This window comes from Streptomyces sp. TRM68367, assembly GCF_014495685.1.
Taxonomy (GTDB): Bacteria; Actinomycetota; Actinomycetes; order Streptomycetales; family Streptomycetaceae; genus Streptomyces.
Window position 1 is genome coordinate 18,858 of sequence record NZ_JACTVI010000056.1, and the last position, 12,013, is coordinate 30,870.

13 protein-coding genes and 1 pseudogene are annotated in these 12,013 nt (G+C 73.3%); 11 read left to right on the plus strand and 3 right to left on the minus strand.

Annotation, left to right across the window (positions count from 1 at the left end; genetic code table 11):
* Window positions 1–67 precede the first annotated feature (67 nt).
* Both H8R17_RS28935 and H8R17_RS47505 read left to right on the plus strand, forming a co-directional pair.
* On the plus strand, window positions 68–628 hold the full coding sequence (locus tag H8R17_RS28935; RefSeq protein ID WP_187826170.1) for a GNAT family N-acetyltransferase: 561 nt from the start codon (window positions 68–70) through the stop codon (window positions 626–628).
* Between the two features lie 5 nt (window positions 629–633).
* Window positions 634–774: pseudogene (locus tag H8R17_RS47505) on the plus strand (arginase family protein); the annotation flags it as partial.
* Between the two features lie 220 nt (window positions 775–994).
* Here H8R17_RS47505 and H8R17_RS28940 read toward each other — a convergent pair.
* Window positions 995–1,342 (minus strand): VOC family protein, encoded by a 348-nt coding sequence (locus H8R17_RS28940; protein ID WP_187826171.1) that lies wholly within the window; start codon window positions 1,340–1,342, stop codon window positions 995–997.
* Window positions 1,343–1,446: 104 nt separating this feature from the next.
* Here H8R17_RS28940 and H8R17_RS28945 point away from each other — a divergent pair, with 104 nt between their 5' ends.
* Together H8R17_RS28945 and H8R17_RS28950 are read left to right on the plus strand one after the other, a co-directional pair.
* Window positions 1,447–1,938 carry a phage holin family protein gene (locus H8R17_RS28945; RefSeq protein WP_187826172.1) on the plus strand — a complete coding sequence of 164 codons (492 nt, stop codon included), beginning with the start codon at window positions 1,447–1,449 and terminating at the stop codon, window positions 1,936–1,938.
* A 5-nt stretch (window positions 1,939–1,943) separates the two neighbouring features.
* Window positions 1,944–2,987 (plus strand): SDR family oxidoreductase, encoded by a 1,044-nt coding sequence (locus H8R17_RS28950; protein WP_187826173.1) that lies wholly within the window; start codon window positions 1,944–1,946, stop codon window positions 2,985–2,987.
* 93 nt (window positions 2,988–3,080) lie between these two features.
* Here the strand turns inward: H8R17_RS28950 and H8R17_RS28955 are convergent, their stop codons facing one another.
* A complete protein-coding gene (locus H8R17_RS28955; protein ID WP_187826174.1) occupies window positions 3,081–4,172 on the minus strand; it encodes an enolase C-terminal domain-like protein in 1,092 nt (363 codons plus the stop codon).
* A 16-nt stretch (window positions 4,173–4,188) separates the two neighbouring features.
* Window positions 4,189–5,151: an LLM class F420-dependent oxidoreductase gene (locus tag H8R17_RS28960; protein WP_187826175.1), complete on the minus strand. Its 963-nt coding sequence runs from the start codon at window positions 5,149–5,151 to the stop codon at window positions 4,189–4,191.
* A gap of 165 nt (window positions 5,152–5,316) precedes the next feature.
* Here H8R17_RS28960 and H8R17_RS28965 point away from each other — a divergent pair, with 165 nt between their 5' ends.
* From H8R17_RS28965 to H8R17_RS28995, 7 genes are all read left to right on the plus strand, one after another.
* The gene (locus H8R17_RS28965; RefSeq protein WP_187826176.1) at window positions 5,317–7,281 is read left to right on the plus strand and encodes an FAD-dependent oxidoreductase; all 1,965 of its coding nucleotides are present in this window, start codon (window positions 5,317–5,319) and stop codon (window positions 7,279–7,281) included.
* Window positions 7,278–9,134: a transketolase gene (locus H8R17_RS28970; protein WP_187826177.1), complete on the plus strand. Its 1,857-nt coding sequence runs from the start codon at window positions 7,278–7,280 to the stop codon at window positions 9,132–9,134. Before H8R17_RS28965 ends, H8R17_RS28970 begins: the two co-directional genes overlap by 4 nt.
* Complete coding sequence (gene ligD, locus H8R17_RS28975) at window positions 9,131–10,057, plus strand: non-homologous end-joining DNA ligase (RefSeq protein ID WP_187826178.1); 927 nt, start codon at window positions 9,131–9,133, stop codon at window positions 10,055–10,057. The genes H8R17_RS28970 and ligD overlap by 4 nt, the downstream gene beginning before the upstream one ends.
* Before the next feature lie 82 nt (window positions 10,058–10,139).
* The gene (gene gvpO / locus H8R17_RS28980) at window positions 10,140–10,475 is read left to right on the plus strand and encodes a gas vesicle protein GvpO (protein ID WP_187826179.1); all 336 of its coding nucleotides are present in this window, start codon (window positions 10,140–10,142) and stop codon (window positions 10,473–10,475) included.
* A 64-nt stretch (window positions 10,476–10,539) separates the two neighbouring features.
* Window positions 10,540–10,974, plus strand: a complete 435-nt coding sequence (locus H8R17_RS28985) for a gas vesicle structural protein GvpA (protein WP_187826180.1) — start codon at window positions 10,540–10,542, stop codon at window positions 10,972–10,974.
* Window positions 10,971–11,741 (plus strand): GvpL/GvpF family gas vesicle protein, encoded by a 771-nt coding sequence (locus tag H8R17_RS28990; RefSeq protein WP_187826181.1) that lies wholly within the window; start codon window positions 10,971–10,973, stop codon window positions 11,739–11,741. The genes H8R17_RS28985 and H8R17_RS28990 overlap by 4 nt, the downstream gene beginning before the upstream one ends.
* Window positions 11,742–11,745: 4 nt before the next feature.
* A complete protein-coding gene (locus tag H8R17_RS28995) occupies window positions 11,746–12,009 on the plus strand; it encodes a gas vesicle protein GvpG (protein ID WP_187826182.1) in 264 nt (87 codons plus the stop codon).
* The last annotated feature ends 4 nt before the right edge of the window (window positions 12,010–12,013 follow it).

Below are 12,013 nucleotides of genomic sequence, written 5' to 3' on the forward strand. Positions count from 1 at the left end.
GGGCCGCTGTGCGCGCTTAGAGAAGTTCGGCACGTCCCCGGCAGCGAGCGCGTCGTAGGGTGGCGGGGTGCCGCACACCGCATCCCGCTACCTCGCCGAGGGCCCTCGGGTGGGGATACGTCCCTTCACCCTGGAGGACGGGCCCGAGTTCACCGCCTGTGCCCGCGAGAGCAAGGACCTGCACCATCCGTGGCTGTTCCCGCCGGACAGCAACGCCGCCTACACCGCCTACGCGGGCCGGCTGATCGAGGACCCGGCCAGGGCCGGATTCCTGGCCTGCGAGAAGGACGGCGCGCGCGGCGACGGCGCCCTCGCCGGGTTCGTCAACATCAACAACATCGTCGAGGGCGGCTTCCAGTGCGGCGTGCTGGGCTACGGCGCCTTCGCGCACGCGGCCGGGCGCGGGCTGATGAAGGAGGCGCTCGGCCTCGTCGTCGGGCACGCGTTCGGCCCGATGCGGCTGCACCGGCTGGAGATCAACGTGCAGCCCGGCAACGCCGCCTCGATCGCCCTCGCCCGCAGCTGCGGCTTCCGTCGGGAGGGCTTCTCGCCGAACATGATCTACATCGACGGGGCGTGGCGGGACCACGAGCGGTGGGCCCTCACGGTCGAGATGGTCCGGAGGTGACCGCGGTGCGCACCCTCGCCGTCCTGGACGCCCCCTCAAACCTGGGGCTGCGCCCGCCCGTCCCCGGCACCGTGCCCTGCTGCTACAAGCTCGCCGGCGCTCTGCGCGAGCAGCGGATCGTGGTGCGAGTCCCCCACGCCCAGGGCTTCTGCCCCGGCGAACTGGTCGCCCTCGTACGCCCCTTGCTCGCCTCACCGCACTGCGCCGACCTCGACGTCACCATCTACGCGGAGCACCGGCGCGGCACGCCCTCTCGCCGCACCGGCCGAAAGCCCAAGTACATCCAGTACGAGGACTTCCGGCCGGCACGCCGAGAGCACGCACCGGACGCCGCTCCTTCACGGGCAAACGTTGCCTGCCGGGGCACTAGACGCGGCGGTCGACGTACTCGTACACCGCGCCGTCGGGGTGCAGGGCGATCAGGTTGCGGCCCACGGGTGTGTCCACCGGGCCCGCGATGATCTGGGCGCCGAGTTCGCTGAGCACGTCACGGGCCTCCTCCACGTCCTTGACCGCGATGGTCGCCGCGACCTTGCGCAACACGTCAAGCGCCGCCTCCGGACCGCTCATCAGCAGGAAGCAGCCCACCGCTGCCACCTGGACCCCGCCGCGCTCGAAGCGCAGGGCGGTGGTGCCCGCGAGGCGCTCGTAGAAGGAGACCGCGGTCTCCAGGTCGTCGACGCAGATGCGCAGCGTGGCTCCCAGAATTTCCATGGCGAAAAGCCTAGTCCGACGAGCCGCGGACCGAGATCGTTTCACACGATCCCCGCGACCCGGCCACGGCGTTACGCGCGTGGGCGCGCGGGTACCCGGCGGCCATGGAGCGCTTGGATCACCTGGAGCATCTGGACAGGCATCTGGTCGACGAACTGGCGCAGGTGGCTCGCGAGACCGTACGGGACGAACTGCGCCGGCAGACGCGCCGGCAGCGCCGTACGGCCGTGCTGTACGCCGCGTCCGGCACCGTCGCCCTGTACGCGGGCGCGGCCCTCGCGCTCGCCCTCGGCCTGGCCTTCGCCGTCGTCGTGCCGGACTGGGCCGCCGCGCTGATCACCGGCGCGATCCTCGGTGTCGTGGCCTATGTGCTGCGCGGCGCCGCCCGGCCGTCCGTGTCCTCGGCGGCGGCGCGGCCCACGCCGGAGCGCGAGGCCGAGATCACCGCCGCCCGCGCGGCGCCCGGCGGCATCCCGTACCCGCCGACCGCGCCGCCCGGCGGGGCCCCGGGGGTGGCCGGTACGGCCGGGGCGCCCGGAGCGCCGGCGCCGCGCCCGGACGACATCGGCCCCGATCAGCCGCACCACCGGGCGTGATCGTGGTGCGGGCAACGCGAGCGGCATGGCCGAAGCGGCGCCGGGCTGTCGTGGTGACCGGGGCCAGCGGCGGCGTGGGACGGGCCGCGGCCCGGGCCTTCGCCGCGCGAGGCGACCGGGTCGCCCTGCTGGCCCGGGGACGCGAGGGGCTGGCCGCGGCGGCGGACGAGGTGCAGCGCGCCGGCGGCGAGGCGATCGTCGTCCCCGTGGACGTCGCCGACGCCAAAGCGGTCGAGGACGCGGCCCAGCGGGTCGTCGACACGTTCGGCCGGATCGACGTGTGGGTCAACAACGCCTTCGCCGGTGTCTTCGCGCCGTTCACCGAGATCACCCCGGACGAGTTCCGCCGGGTGACCGAAGTGACGTATCTGGGCTATGTGTTCGGCACGCGGGCCGCGCTGCGGCACATGCTGCCGCGCGGCCGGGGCACCGTCGTGCAGGTGGGCTCCGCGCTGGCCTACCGGGGGATTCCGCTGCAGTCGGCGTACTGCGGGGCCAAGCACGCGATCCAGGGGTTCAACGAGTCGCTGCGGTGCGAGCTGCTGCGCGACGGCAGCGGGGTGCGGACGACGATGGTGCAGCTGCCGGCCCTGAACACGCCCCAGTTCGACTGGGTGCTCAGCCGGCTGCCCGGGCGGGCCCGGCCGGTCGCGCCCGTGTACCAGCCGGAGGTCGCGGCGCGCGCGATCGTGCACGCGGCGGGGCACGGGCGGCGGCGGGAGTACTGGGTGGGCGGATCGACGGTGGCCACGCTGGTCGCCAACGCGGTGGCGCCGGGGCTGCTGGACCGGTATCTGGCGCGGACCGGGTACGAGACGCAGCAGGACGAGGGTGAGTACGGCGCGTACCGCGGGCCGGGGAATCTGTGGACGCCGGCCGACGGTCCGCACGGGCGGGACTTCGGGGCGCACGGGCGGTTCGACGACGAAGCCGTTCCCGGGAGCCGGCAGGGGTGGGTGTCGCGGAATCGTGCGCGTATGGGTGCGGCCGGGGTGGTGGCCGGTGGGCTGGGGGCCGTGGTGACCGCCGGCCTGCGCCGCCGCGGCTGAGCGCAGTTGCGGCGGACAGGCGGACATGCACCGGCCGACCTGAACAGCCCACGAACAGCCCACGTATACGTCGTATACGTGGGCTGTTCGTGCTCACGTCACCCGGTACTCCGCCACCTCCTCCGTGCGCAAGGTCAGGCCGTGGCCGAGGCCCTGGGTGGGGTGGATGGTGCCGCCGGTGGGGTCCAGGGCGCCGTCGAAGAACAGGTCCTCGATGCGGACGTGGTCGTGGAACCACTCCACATGCCGCAGGTTGGGGATCGTGGCGGCGACGGCGGCGTGCACGTGCGGGGCGCAGTGAGTGGAGACCTCCAGGCCGTGCGCCTGGGCCAGGGCCGCCGCGCGCAGGAACTCGGTCAGGCCGCCGCAGCGCGTCGCGTCGACCTGGAGGCAGTCGACCGCCCCGGCCGTGATCATGCGGGCGAAGTAGGGGAGGTCGTAACCGTATTCGCCCGCTGCGACGTCGCACACCAGGGCGTCGCGGACCAGACGCAGACCCGTCAGGTCGTCCGAGGAGACGGGTTCCTCGAACCAGCCCACCCCGTGCTCGGCGACGGTGTGACCGACCCGGACCGCCTGCTTGCGGGTGTACGCGCCGTTCGCGTCGACGTACAGCTCGGCCTCCGGGCCGATGACCTGCCGGGCGGCGTGGACGCGGTGCAGGTCGCGGGTGACCTCGCGGCCCCAGCCCTCCCCGATCTTTATCTTGACGCGGGGGATGTGCTGCCCGTGCACCCAGCCGTTCAGCTGCGCCGCCAGATGCGTGTCGTGGTACGTCGTGAAGCCGCCGCTGCCGTACACGGGCACCCGCTCGCGGCGGGCGCCCAACAGCCGCGCCAGGGGCAGCCCGAGCAGCCGGGCCTTCAGGTCCCACAGGGCGATGTCCAGCGCCGATATGGCGCAGGACGCGATGCCGGGGCGGCCCGCGTTGCGCACCGAGCGGCACAGGGCGTCATGCACGGCCGGAATGTCCAGGGCACTCATGCCCTCGACGAGCGGGGCGAGGTGCTCGCGCAGGAAGTCCCCGACCGCGGCCGGGCCGTACGTCCAGCCCGTGCCGGTCGCGTCGTCCGCCGACACCTCGGCGATCACCATGGTCGTGGACTCCCAGGCCAGCGTGCCGTCGGCCTCGGGAGCGTCGGTCGGCACCGTGTACGCCGACACGGCGGGACGCTGGAGTTTCATCGCCCGGCCCCGCCCTTCAGTGGCTGCCCTGGAGCTGCGGCAGCACCTTCGTCCGGTAGAAGTCGAAGAAGCCGCGCTGGTCGGGGCCGATCTGGTTGACGTACACGCGGTCGAAGCCGGCGTCGGCGAACGCGGACAGCGCCGACACGTGCTGGTCGACGTCGTCGCCGCAGACCACCTTCTCGCTCACCATGTCCTCGGTGACCAGCGGCTCCAGCTGCTCGAAGTGGCGCGGCGAGGGCAGGATCTGGCCCATCTCGCCGGGCAGCAGCTGGTTGGACCACAGCCGGTGCGCGGTGCGCACGGCCTCGTCGCGGTCGGTGCCGTAGCAGACCTTCGTGCCGCCGCTCACCGGCTTGCCGCCCCCGCCGCCCTTGCGGAACTGGGACACGAACTCCTCGTCCGGCGTCATCGTGATGTACCCGTCGCCCACGCGCGCCGCGAGCCCGGTCGCCGCCGGGCCGAAACCGGAGATGTCGATCTGCACCGGCTCCTCGGGGACCGTGTACAGGCGGGCGTTCTCGACTTGGTAGTGGGCGCCGTAGTGGCTGATCTCCTCGCCGGAGAAGAGGCGGCGCATGATGAGGATGGCCTCCTCCAGCATCTCCAGGCGCACATGCGCGGGCGGCCACACATGGCCCAGGATGTGCTCGTTGAGGGCCTCGCCCGTGCCGACCCCGAGCCGGAACCGGCCGTCGGTCATCACCGAACTGGTCGCCGCGGCCTGCGCCACCACCGCCGGGTGGGTCCGCACGGTCGGGCAGGTGACCGCCGTCTCGACCGGCAGCGACACCGCCTCCGATATCGCGCCGATCACCGACCACACGAACGGGCTCTGGCCCTGCGCGTCGTTCCACGGGTGGAAGTGGTCGGAGATCCACAGCGACTGGAATCCGGCCTGCTCGGCCATCCTGGCCTGCTCGACGAGCTCCGCGGGGCGGTGTTCCTCGCACGACAGGAAGTAGCCGTATTCGGGCATGGGGTGTACCTCCGATACCTGCGCGACGGGGGCGGGCGGTTCGCGGCTTACGAGTACCCGGCGGCCGGACCGGAAACCGGGGCACGTTTGGGTGCCCTGGCCAGGGGGACGCGGAAGGCTCGCCAGGTATGCGAACGATCCATGAGCAACGCCGGAGGCCCACCAGTGAGTCGACCCCGCATCGTGATCGTCGGTGCCGGTTTCGCCGGATACCGCACGGCCCGCGCCCTGTCCCGGCTCACCCGGCACAAGGCAGACATCACCCTGCTGAACCCGACCGACTACTTCCTGTACCTGCCCCTGCTGCCCCAGGTCGCCGCCGGCATCCTGGAGCCGCGCCGCGTCACGGTCTCCCTCTCGGGCACCCTGCCGCATGTGAAGCTGGTGCTGGGCGAGGCCGACCGGATCGACCTCGACGGGCACACCGTGCACTACACCGACCCCGAGGGCGACGGCGGCACACTCGCGTTCGACCGGCTCGTGCTCGCCGCCGGCAGCGTCAACAAGCTGCTGCCGATCCCGGGTGTCGCCGAGCACGCGCACGGCTTCCGCGGTCTGCCCGAGGCGCTGTACCTGCGCGACCACGTGACCCGGCAGGTGGAGCTGGCGGCCGCTTCCGAGGATCCCGAGGGCTGCGCCGCGCGCTGCACGTTCGTGGTGGTCGGCGCCGGCTACACCGGCACCGAAGTGGCGGCGCACGGGCAGATGTTCACCGACGCGCAGGTCCGCAAGCATCCGCTGCGGGCGGGCATGCGGCCGCGCTGGATGCTGCTGGACATCGCCGACCGCGTGCTGCCCGAGCTGGACGAGCGGCTCTCCCGCACCGCCGACAAGGTGCTGCGGCAGCGGGGTGTCGACGTGCGGATGGGGACCTCCGTGAAGGAGGCCACGCACCGCGGAGTGCTGCTGACCGACGGCGAGTTCGTCGACACCCGGACGCTGGTGTGGTGCGTGGGGGTACGGCCCGATCCGCTTGTGGAGTCGCTGGAACTGCCGCTGGAGCGCGGGCGGCTGCTCGTCGACCCGTACCTGCAGGTGCCGGGACGGCCCGAGGTGTTCGCGTGCGGGGACGCGGCCGCCGTGCCCGATCTGAACAAGCCCGGCTCGTACACGCCGATGACCGCGCAGCACGCCTGGCGGCACGGCAACGTCTGCGCCCGCAACGTCGCCGCCTCCCTCGGGATCGGGGAGCGGCGTCCCTACCGGCACCGTGACAGGGGGTTCGTCGTGGACCTCGGCGGCGCCAAGGCCGCCGCCAATCCGCTCGGGGTGCCGCTGTCCGGCCCGGCGGCGGGCGCGGTCACCCGCGGCTACCACCTCGCCGCGATGCCCGGCAACCGCGTGCGCGTCGCCGCCGACTGGTTCCTGGACGCCGTACTCCCTCGCCAGGCTGTCCAGTTGGGTCTCGTACGGTCCTGGTCGGTGCCCCTGGACACGTCCTCGCCGGAGCTGGCCCGGGTACCGGCCGGGCCCGAGCACGCGGAGAGCCAGGCGCCTACCGAGCCCGAGACCACCAAGGGCCGCGGCCCGTTGGTGGCCGGCCCGGAGGCCCGCGAGCGGGTGAGCGGCTCGGAGCCGGGAGCGGCACCCCCGGCCGACAAGGGCGACGAGCCCGGACAGAGCGGACCGCGAGCCGAGCCCACGAACGCCCGGCCCGGCGAGGAGCCCGCGAGGAAGCAGCCGGGTGGTGAGCCCGGCAGGAATCAGCCGGCTGGTGAGTCGGCCGGGGACCAGCCGGGTGGGGAGCCGGCGAAGAACCAGCCGGGTGGGGAGCCTGCCAGGAACCACCCGGGCGGCGAGCCCGCCAAGAACCAGCCCGGTGGTGAACCCGCGAAGAACCAGCCCGTCCCCGAACCACCCCCTGACCAGCCACCCCCGGGCCCGGACACCGCCCCCGGCCCCGTCAAGCGGACCGACGTCCCGGACGCCGGTGCCCCCGGACCCGCTGGGCCCGAGCCCGGCGCACCCGAACCCGGCCCCGCCCCCGGACTCCCGGCCTCCGAACCCGGCATCCCCGGCCCCGCCCCACCCGGACCCGGCGCCCCCGACCCCGACACCCCTGCTCCGGACACCCCTACCCCCGACACCCCCACGCAGCGCCGCGGAGACCTCGCGGAAGGAGACTCATGAACACCGGTGAACTCGTCGAGCTGGCGCAGCAGCTGCGCGTGGACAGCGTGCGGGCCGCGGCTGCCGCGGGGTCCGGGCATCCGACGTCGTCGATGTCCGCCGCGGATCTGATGGCCGTGCTGCTCGCGCATCATCTGCGGTACGACTTCGACCGCCCGGCGCACCCCGGCAACGACCGCTTCGTGCTGTCCAAGGGGCACGCCTCGCCCCTGCTGTACTCCGCGTACAAGGCGGCGGGCGCCATCGACGACGAGGAACTGCTCACGTTCCGGGGGCAGGGCAGCCGCCTCGAAGGGCACCCCACCTCGCAGCGGCTGCCGTGGGTGGAGACGGCCACCGGATCGCTCGGCCAGGGACTCCCCGTCGGCGTCGGTATCGCGCTGGCCGGCAAGCGGCTGGACCGCACCGGCTACCGCGTCTGGGTGCTGACCGGCGACAGCGAGCTGGCCGAGGGCTCGGTGTGGGAGGCCGTCGAGCACGCGGCGTACGAGCATCTGGACAACCTCACCGCGATCGTCGACGTCAACCGGCTCGGCCAGCGCGGCCCCACCCGGCACGGCCACGACCTCGACGCCTACGCCCGCCGCTTCCAGGCGCACGGCTGGCACACCGTCGAGATCGACGGCCACGACGTCGACGCCGTCGACCGCGCCTACGGCGAGGCCGCGTCCACCAAGGGCCAGCCCACCGCGATCCTCGCCCGCACCCTCAAGGGCAAGGGCGTCGCGGACGCCGAGGACCGCGAGGGCCTGCACGGCAAGCCCCTGAAGAACCCCGAGGAGGCCGTCGCCGAACTCGGCGGCTCCCGCGGCATCCGCGTCCAGGTGCGCGAGCCGCATGCCGCCCGCATGCTGCACGCCGTCCGGGCGGGCCACCTCGAACTGCCCCGCTGGACCAAGGGGGAGCCCGAGAAGGGCGTCGCCACCCGCAACGCCTACGGGCAGGCGCTGGCCGCCCTCGGCACCGGACGCGGCGACGTCGTCGCCCTCGACGGAGAGGTCAGCGACTCCACGCGCGCCGAGTTCTTCGCCAAGGAACACCCCGACCGGTTCTTCGAGTGCTATATCGCCGAGCAGCAGCTGGTCGCCGCCGCGGTCGGGCTCGCCGCCCGCGGCTGGGTGCCGTACGCCTCCACGTTCGCGGCCTTCCTCACGCGCGCGTACGACTTCGTCCGCATGGCGTCCGTCAGCGGCGCCGGCATCAACCTCGCCGGCTCCCACGCGGGCGTCGCCATCGGGCAGGACGGGCCCAGCCAGATGGGCCTGGAGGACCTGGCCATGATGCGGGCGGTGCACGGCTCGACCGTGCTGTACCCGTGCGACGCCAACCAGACCGCGCACCTGGTCGCCGCCATGGCAGGCCTGGACGGCATCCGCTACCTGCGCACCTCGCGCGGCGAGACCCCGGTGATCTACGAACCCGACGAGGAGTTCCCGGTCGGTGGCAGCAAGGTGCTGCGCTCCTCGGACCGGGACCGGCTGACACTCGTCGCGGCGGGCGCCACCGTACACGAGGCGCTGTCCGCCGCCCGGGCCCTGGACCAGGAGGGCATCCAGGCCAGGGTGATCGACCTGTACTCGGTCAAGCCCGTCGACCGGCTCACCCTGCGCAAGGCCGCCGAGGACACCGGCTGCCTGGTCACCGTGGAGGACCACCACCCGGAGGGCGGCCTCGGGGACGCGGTCCTCGACGCGTTCACCGACGGGCGCCCCGTGCCGCGCCTGGCGCGCCTGGCCGTCCGTACGATGCCCGGCTCGGCGTCCCCGGCCGAGCAGCTGCACGCCGCCGGCATCGACGCCGAATCCATCGCGGCGGCCGGGCGGCTGCTGGTGGAGGAGGCGGTCGTGCCATGACCGGCGGCGACGCGCGCACCGTGCGGGCCGGGCGCCGCACGGTGCAGGTGCGGCGGCCGGACAAGGTGCTCTTCCCCGGCTCCGGGGACGCCAAGGAGTACACCAAGAGCGACCTCGCCGAGTACTACCGGTCCGTCGCCTCGTTCATGCTGCCCCACCTGCGCGGCCGCCCTCTGATGCTGGAGCGGTATCCGGACGGCCTCGACGGCCAGAAGTTCATGCAGAAGAACACCCCCGAGTACTACCCGGACTGGATCACCCGCGTCGAGCTGCCCAAGGAGGACGGCACCGTCCTGCACACCGTCTGCGACGACAGCGCCACCCTCGTCTACCTCGCCGACCAGGCCTGCCTCACCCTGCACCGGTTCCTGTCCCGCACCGAGCGCATCGGCCACCCCGACCGGCTGGTGTTCGACCTCGACCCTCCCGGAGACGACTTCGAGCCGGTGCGCGCGGCCGCCGGGCTGCTCGGGGAGCTCCTCGACGAACTGCGGCTGCCCTCCGCGCTGATGACCACCGGCTCGCGCGGACTGCACGTGATCGTGCCCGTGAACGGCCGGCACGACTTCGACGAGGTGCGCGCGTTCGCCCGGGACGTCGCCGACACCCTCGCCGCCGCCCACCCCGGCACCCTCACCACCGCCGCCCGCAAGAAGGACCGCGGCGACCGCCTCTACCTGGACGTGCAGCGCAACGCCTACGCGCAGACCGCCGTCGCGCCCTTCACCGTCCGCGCCCGCCCCGGCGCCCCCGTGGCCGTCCCCCTCGCCTGGGACCAGCTGGCCGACCCCGAGGTCCACGCCCGGCGGTGGACCGTCGCCGACGCCGCCGACCAGGGGCGTGGCAACCCCTGGGCCGGCGTCCTGCGCACCGGCCGCTCCCTGGGTCCGGCCCGGCGCCGCCTCGACAAGTTGCGTGGCTGATGCACGTACGTCCCGCGGGATCCGACCGCAAACCCTGGGGTTTGGACAACTGACCGTTGGCCACTCGGTTTTGGAGGGGACCTTGACCAGTTCACCGAACACACCGGACACACCGAAACGGAACGACAACGCCGTCGCGGATGGCACGCCGGTACCCGGCGGACTGCTGCCCGGAGCACTGGAGCAGCTCGCCGGCCTCACCGGCCTCACGGTCGAGTCCGTGACCTCGGTCGAACGGGCCGAGCACGGCTGGAGCCTGGAGATCGAGGTCCTCGAACTCGCCCGGGTCCCCGACTCGACGAGCCTGCTGGCCAGCTACCGGGTTGGCCTCGACTCCGAGGGACGGCTCACCGGCTACCGGCGGCTCCGCCGCTACGCACGCGGGCGGGCCGACCCCTACGGGTCCGGCCGCCGCTAGACCGTCCGCGACCGTCCCGACAAGTCAGACATCCCGACAAGTCAGACAAGGAGGACCGGTCGGCATGACCGTTGTCCCGGCCCAGCAGACCGCGGGAGGCGGCACCAGTGGCCTCTACGACGTCCTGGAGCTCATCCTCGACAAGGGGCTCGTGATCGATGCGTTCGTCCGGGTCTCGCTGGTCGGCATCGAGATCCTCAAGATCGACGTGCGGGTCGTCGTGGCCAGCGTGGACACGTATCTGCGCTTTGCCGAGGCGTGCAACCGGCTCGACCTGGAGGCCGGGGCGCGCAAGAGCCCGGGCCTGCCCGACGTGGTCGGCGAGATCACCGAGTCCGGTTCCCGCGGCAAGTCCAAGGGGGTGCTGTCCGGCGCGGCCGAGACGGTCTCCGACGCGCTGAGGAACGTCCGCGACGACCAGTCCGAGTCGAAGCCGCGGGCCCGTAGGACCACGACACCCTCCGCGCGCCGCAAGGAGAAGGAGGAGGCGGAGGAATGAGTACGTACGTCTACGGCATCACCGCCGCTTCCCACCCGCCGCTGCCGGAGAACCTGTCCGGCGTCGGGGAGCCGCCGTGCCCCGTACGGGTGGTGCGGGAGGGCGGCCTCGCGGCCGTGGTCAGCGACGCGCCCGAGGGGCTGCGCCCCAAGCGCCGTGATCTGCTCGCGCACCAGGCGGTGCTGGGCGAGGCAGGCACGGGCGGCTGCGTGCTGCCCATGCGGTTCGGCAGCGTCGCCCCCGACGACGCCGCGGTCGCCGCCGTGCTCGCCGAACGCGCCGAGCACTACCAGGAACGGCTGCGCACCCTCGACGGCAAGGTCGAGTACAACGTGAAGGCGGTCCACGAGGAAGAGGCCGTCCTGCATCGGGTGCTGTCCGAGAGCCCGGAGATCCGGGCGATGACGGAGGCCAGCCGGCAGGCGGGCGGCGGCACCTACGAGCAGCGGCTCAGGCTCGGCGAGACCGTGGCGCACGCGGTCAAGGAGCTGGAGGCCGAGGACGCGGCCGAGGTGCAACAGGCCCTGGAACCGGCCGCCGACTCCGTCAGCGCCGGACCCGAGTCCACCGGCTGGCTGGCCAACGTGTCCTTCCTGGTGGCACGCGAGGCGGCCGAGCGGTTCCTGGCCGCCGTCGAGGAGGTCCGGGCGGCCCATCCGCACCTCGACCTGCGGGTCAACGGACCGCTGCCGCCGTACAGCTTTGTCGAGCCCGGCCCCGCCGAACACGCGGGCACCCTGCCCGGCGGCGACCGGAAGGCGGAATGAGGCCGTGGGACTGATCGGCGAGGTGCTCCTGCTGCCGTTCGCACCGGTGCGCGGCAGCGGCTGGGTGATGCGGCAGCTGATCCGCGAGGCGGAACGCCTGTACTACGACCCGACGGCGGTGCGGGCGGAACTCGCGCGGCTGGAGGAGCAACTCGACGCCGGCGAGATCGACGAGGAGGAGTTCGACCGCCGGGAGGACGAACTCCTCGACCGGCTGGAGATCGGCCTGCGCACGGCCGCGGGACCAGGCGAGGGGACGGCACGATGAACCG

Coding starts and splice junctions, on each gene's coding strand:
- H8R17_RS28940 (WP_187826171.1), bottom strand. CDS start 1,342: ATGGAAATTCTGGGAGCCACGCTGCGCATCTGCGTCGACGACCTGGAG.
- H8R17_RS28945 (WP_187826172.1), top strand. CDS start 1,447: ATGGAGCGCTTGGATCACCTGGAGCATCTGGACAGGCATCTGGTCGAC.
- H8R17_RS28955 (WP_187826174.1), bottom strand. CDS start 4,172: ATGAAACTCCAGCGTCCCGCCGTGTCGGCGTACACGGTGCCGACCGAC.
- H8R17_RS28960 (WP_187826175.1), bottom strand. CDS start 5,151: ATGCCCGAATACGGCTACTTCCTGTCGTGCGAGGAACACCGCCCCGCG.
- H8R17_RS28970 (WP_187826177.1), top strand. CDS start 7,278: ATGAACACCGGTGAACTCGTCGAGCTGGCGCAGCAGCTGCGCGTGGAC.
- ligD (WP_187826178.1), top strand. CDS start 9,131: ATGACCGGCGGCGACGCGCGCACCGTGCGGGCCGGGCGCCGCACGGTG.
- H8R17_RS28985 (WP_187826180.1), top strand. CDS start 10,540: ATGACCGTTGTCCCGGCCCAGCAGACCGCGGGAGGCGGCACCAGTGGC.
- H8R17_RS28990 (WP_187826181.1), top strand. CDS start 10,971: ATGAGTACGTACGTCTACGGCATCACCGCCGCTTCCCACCCGCCGCTG.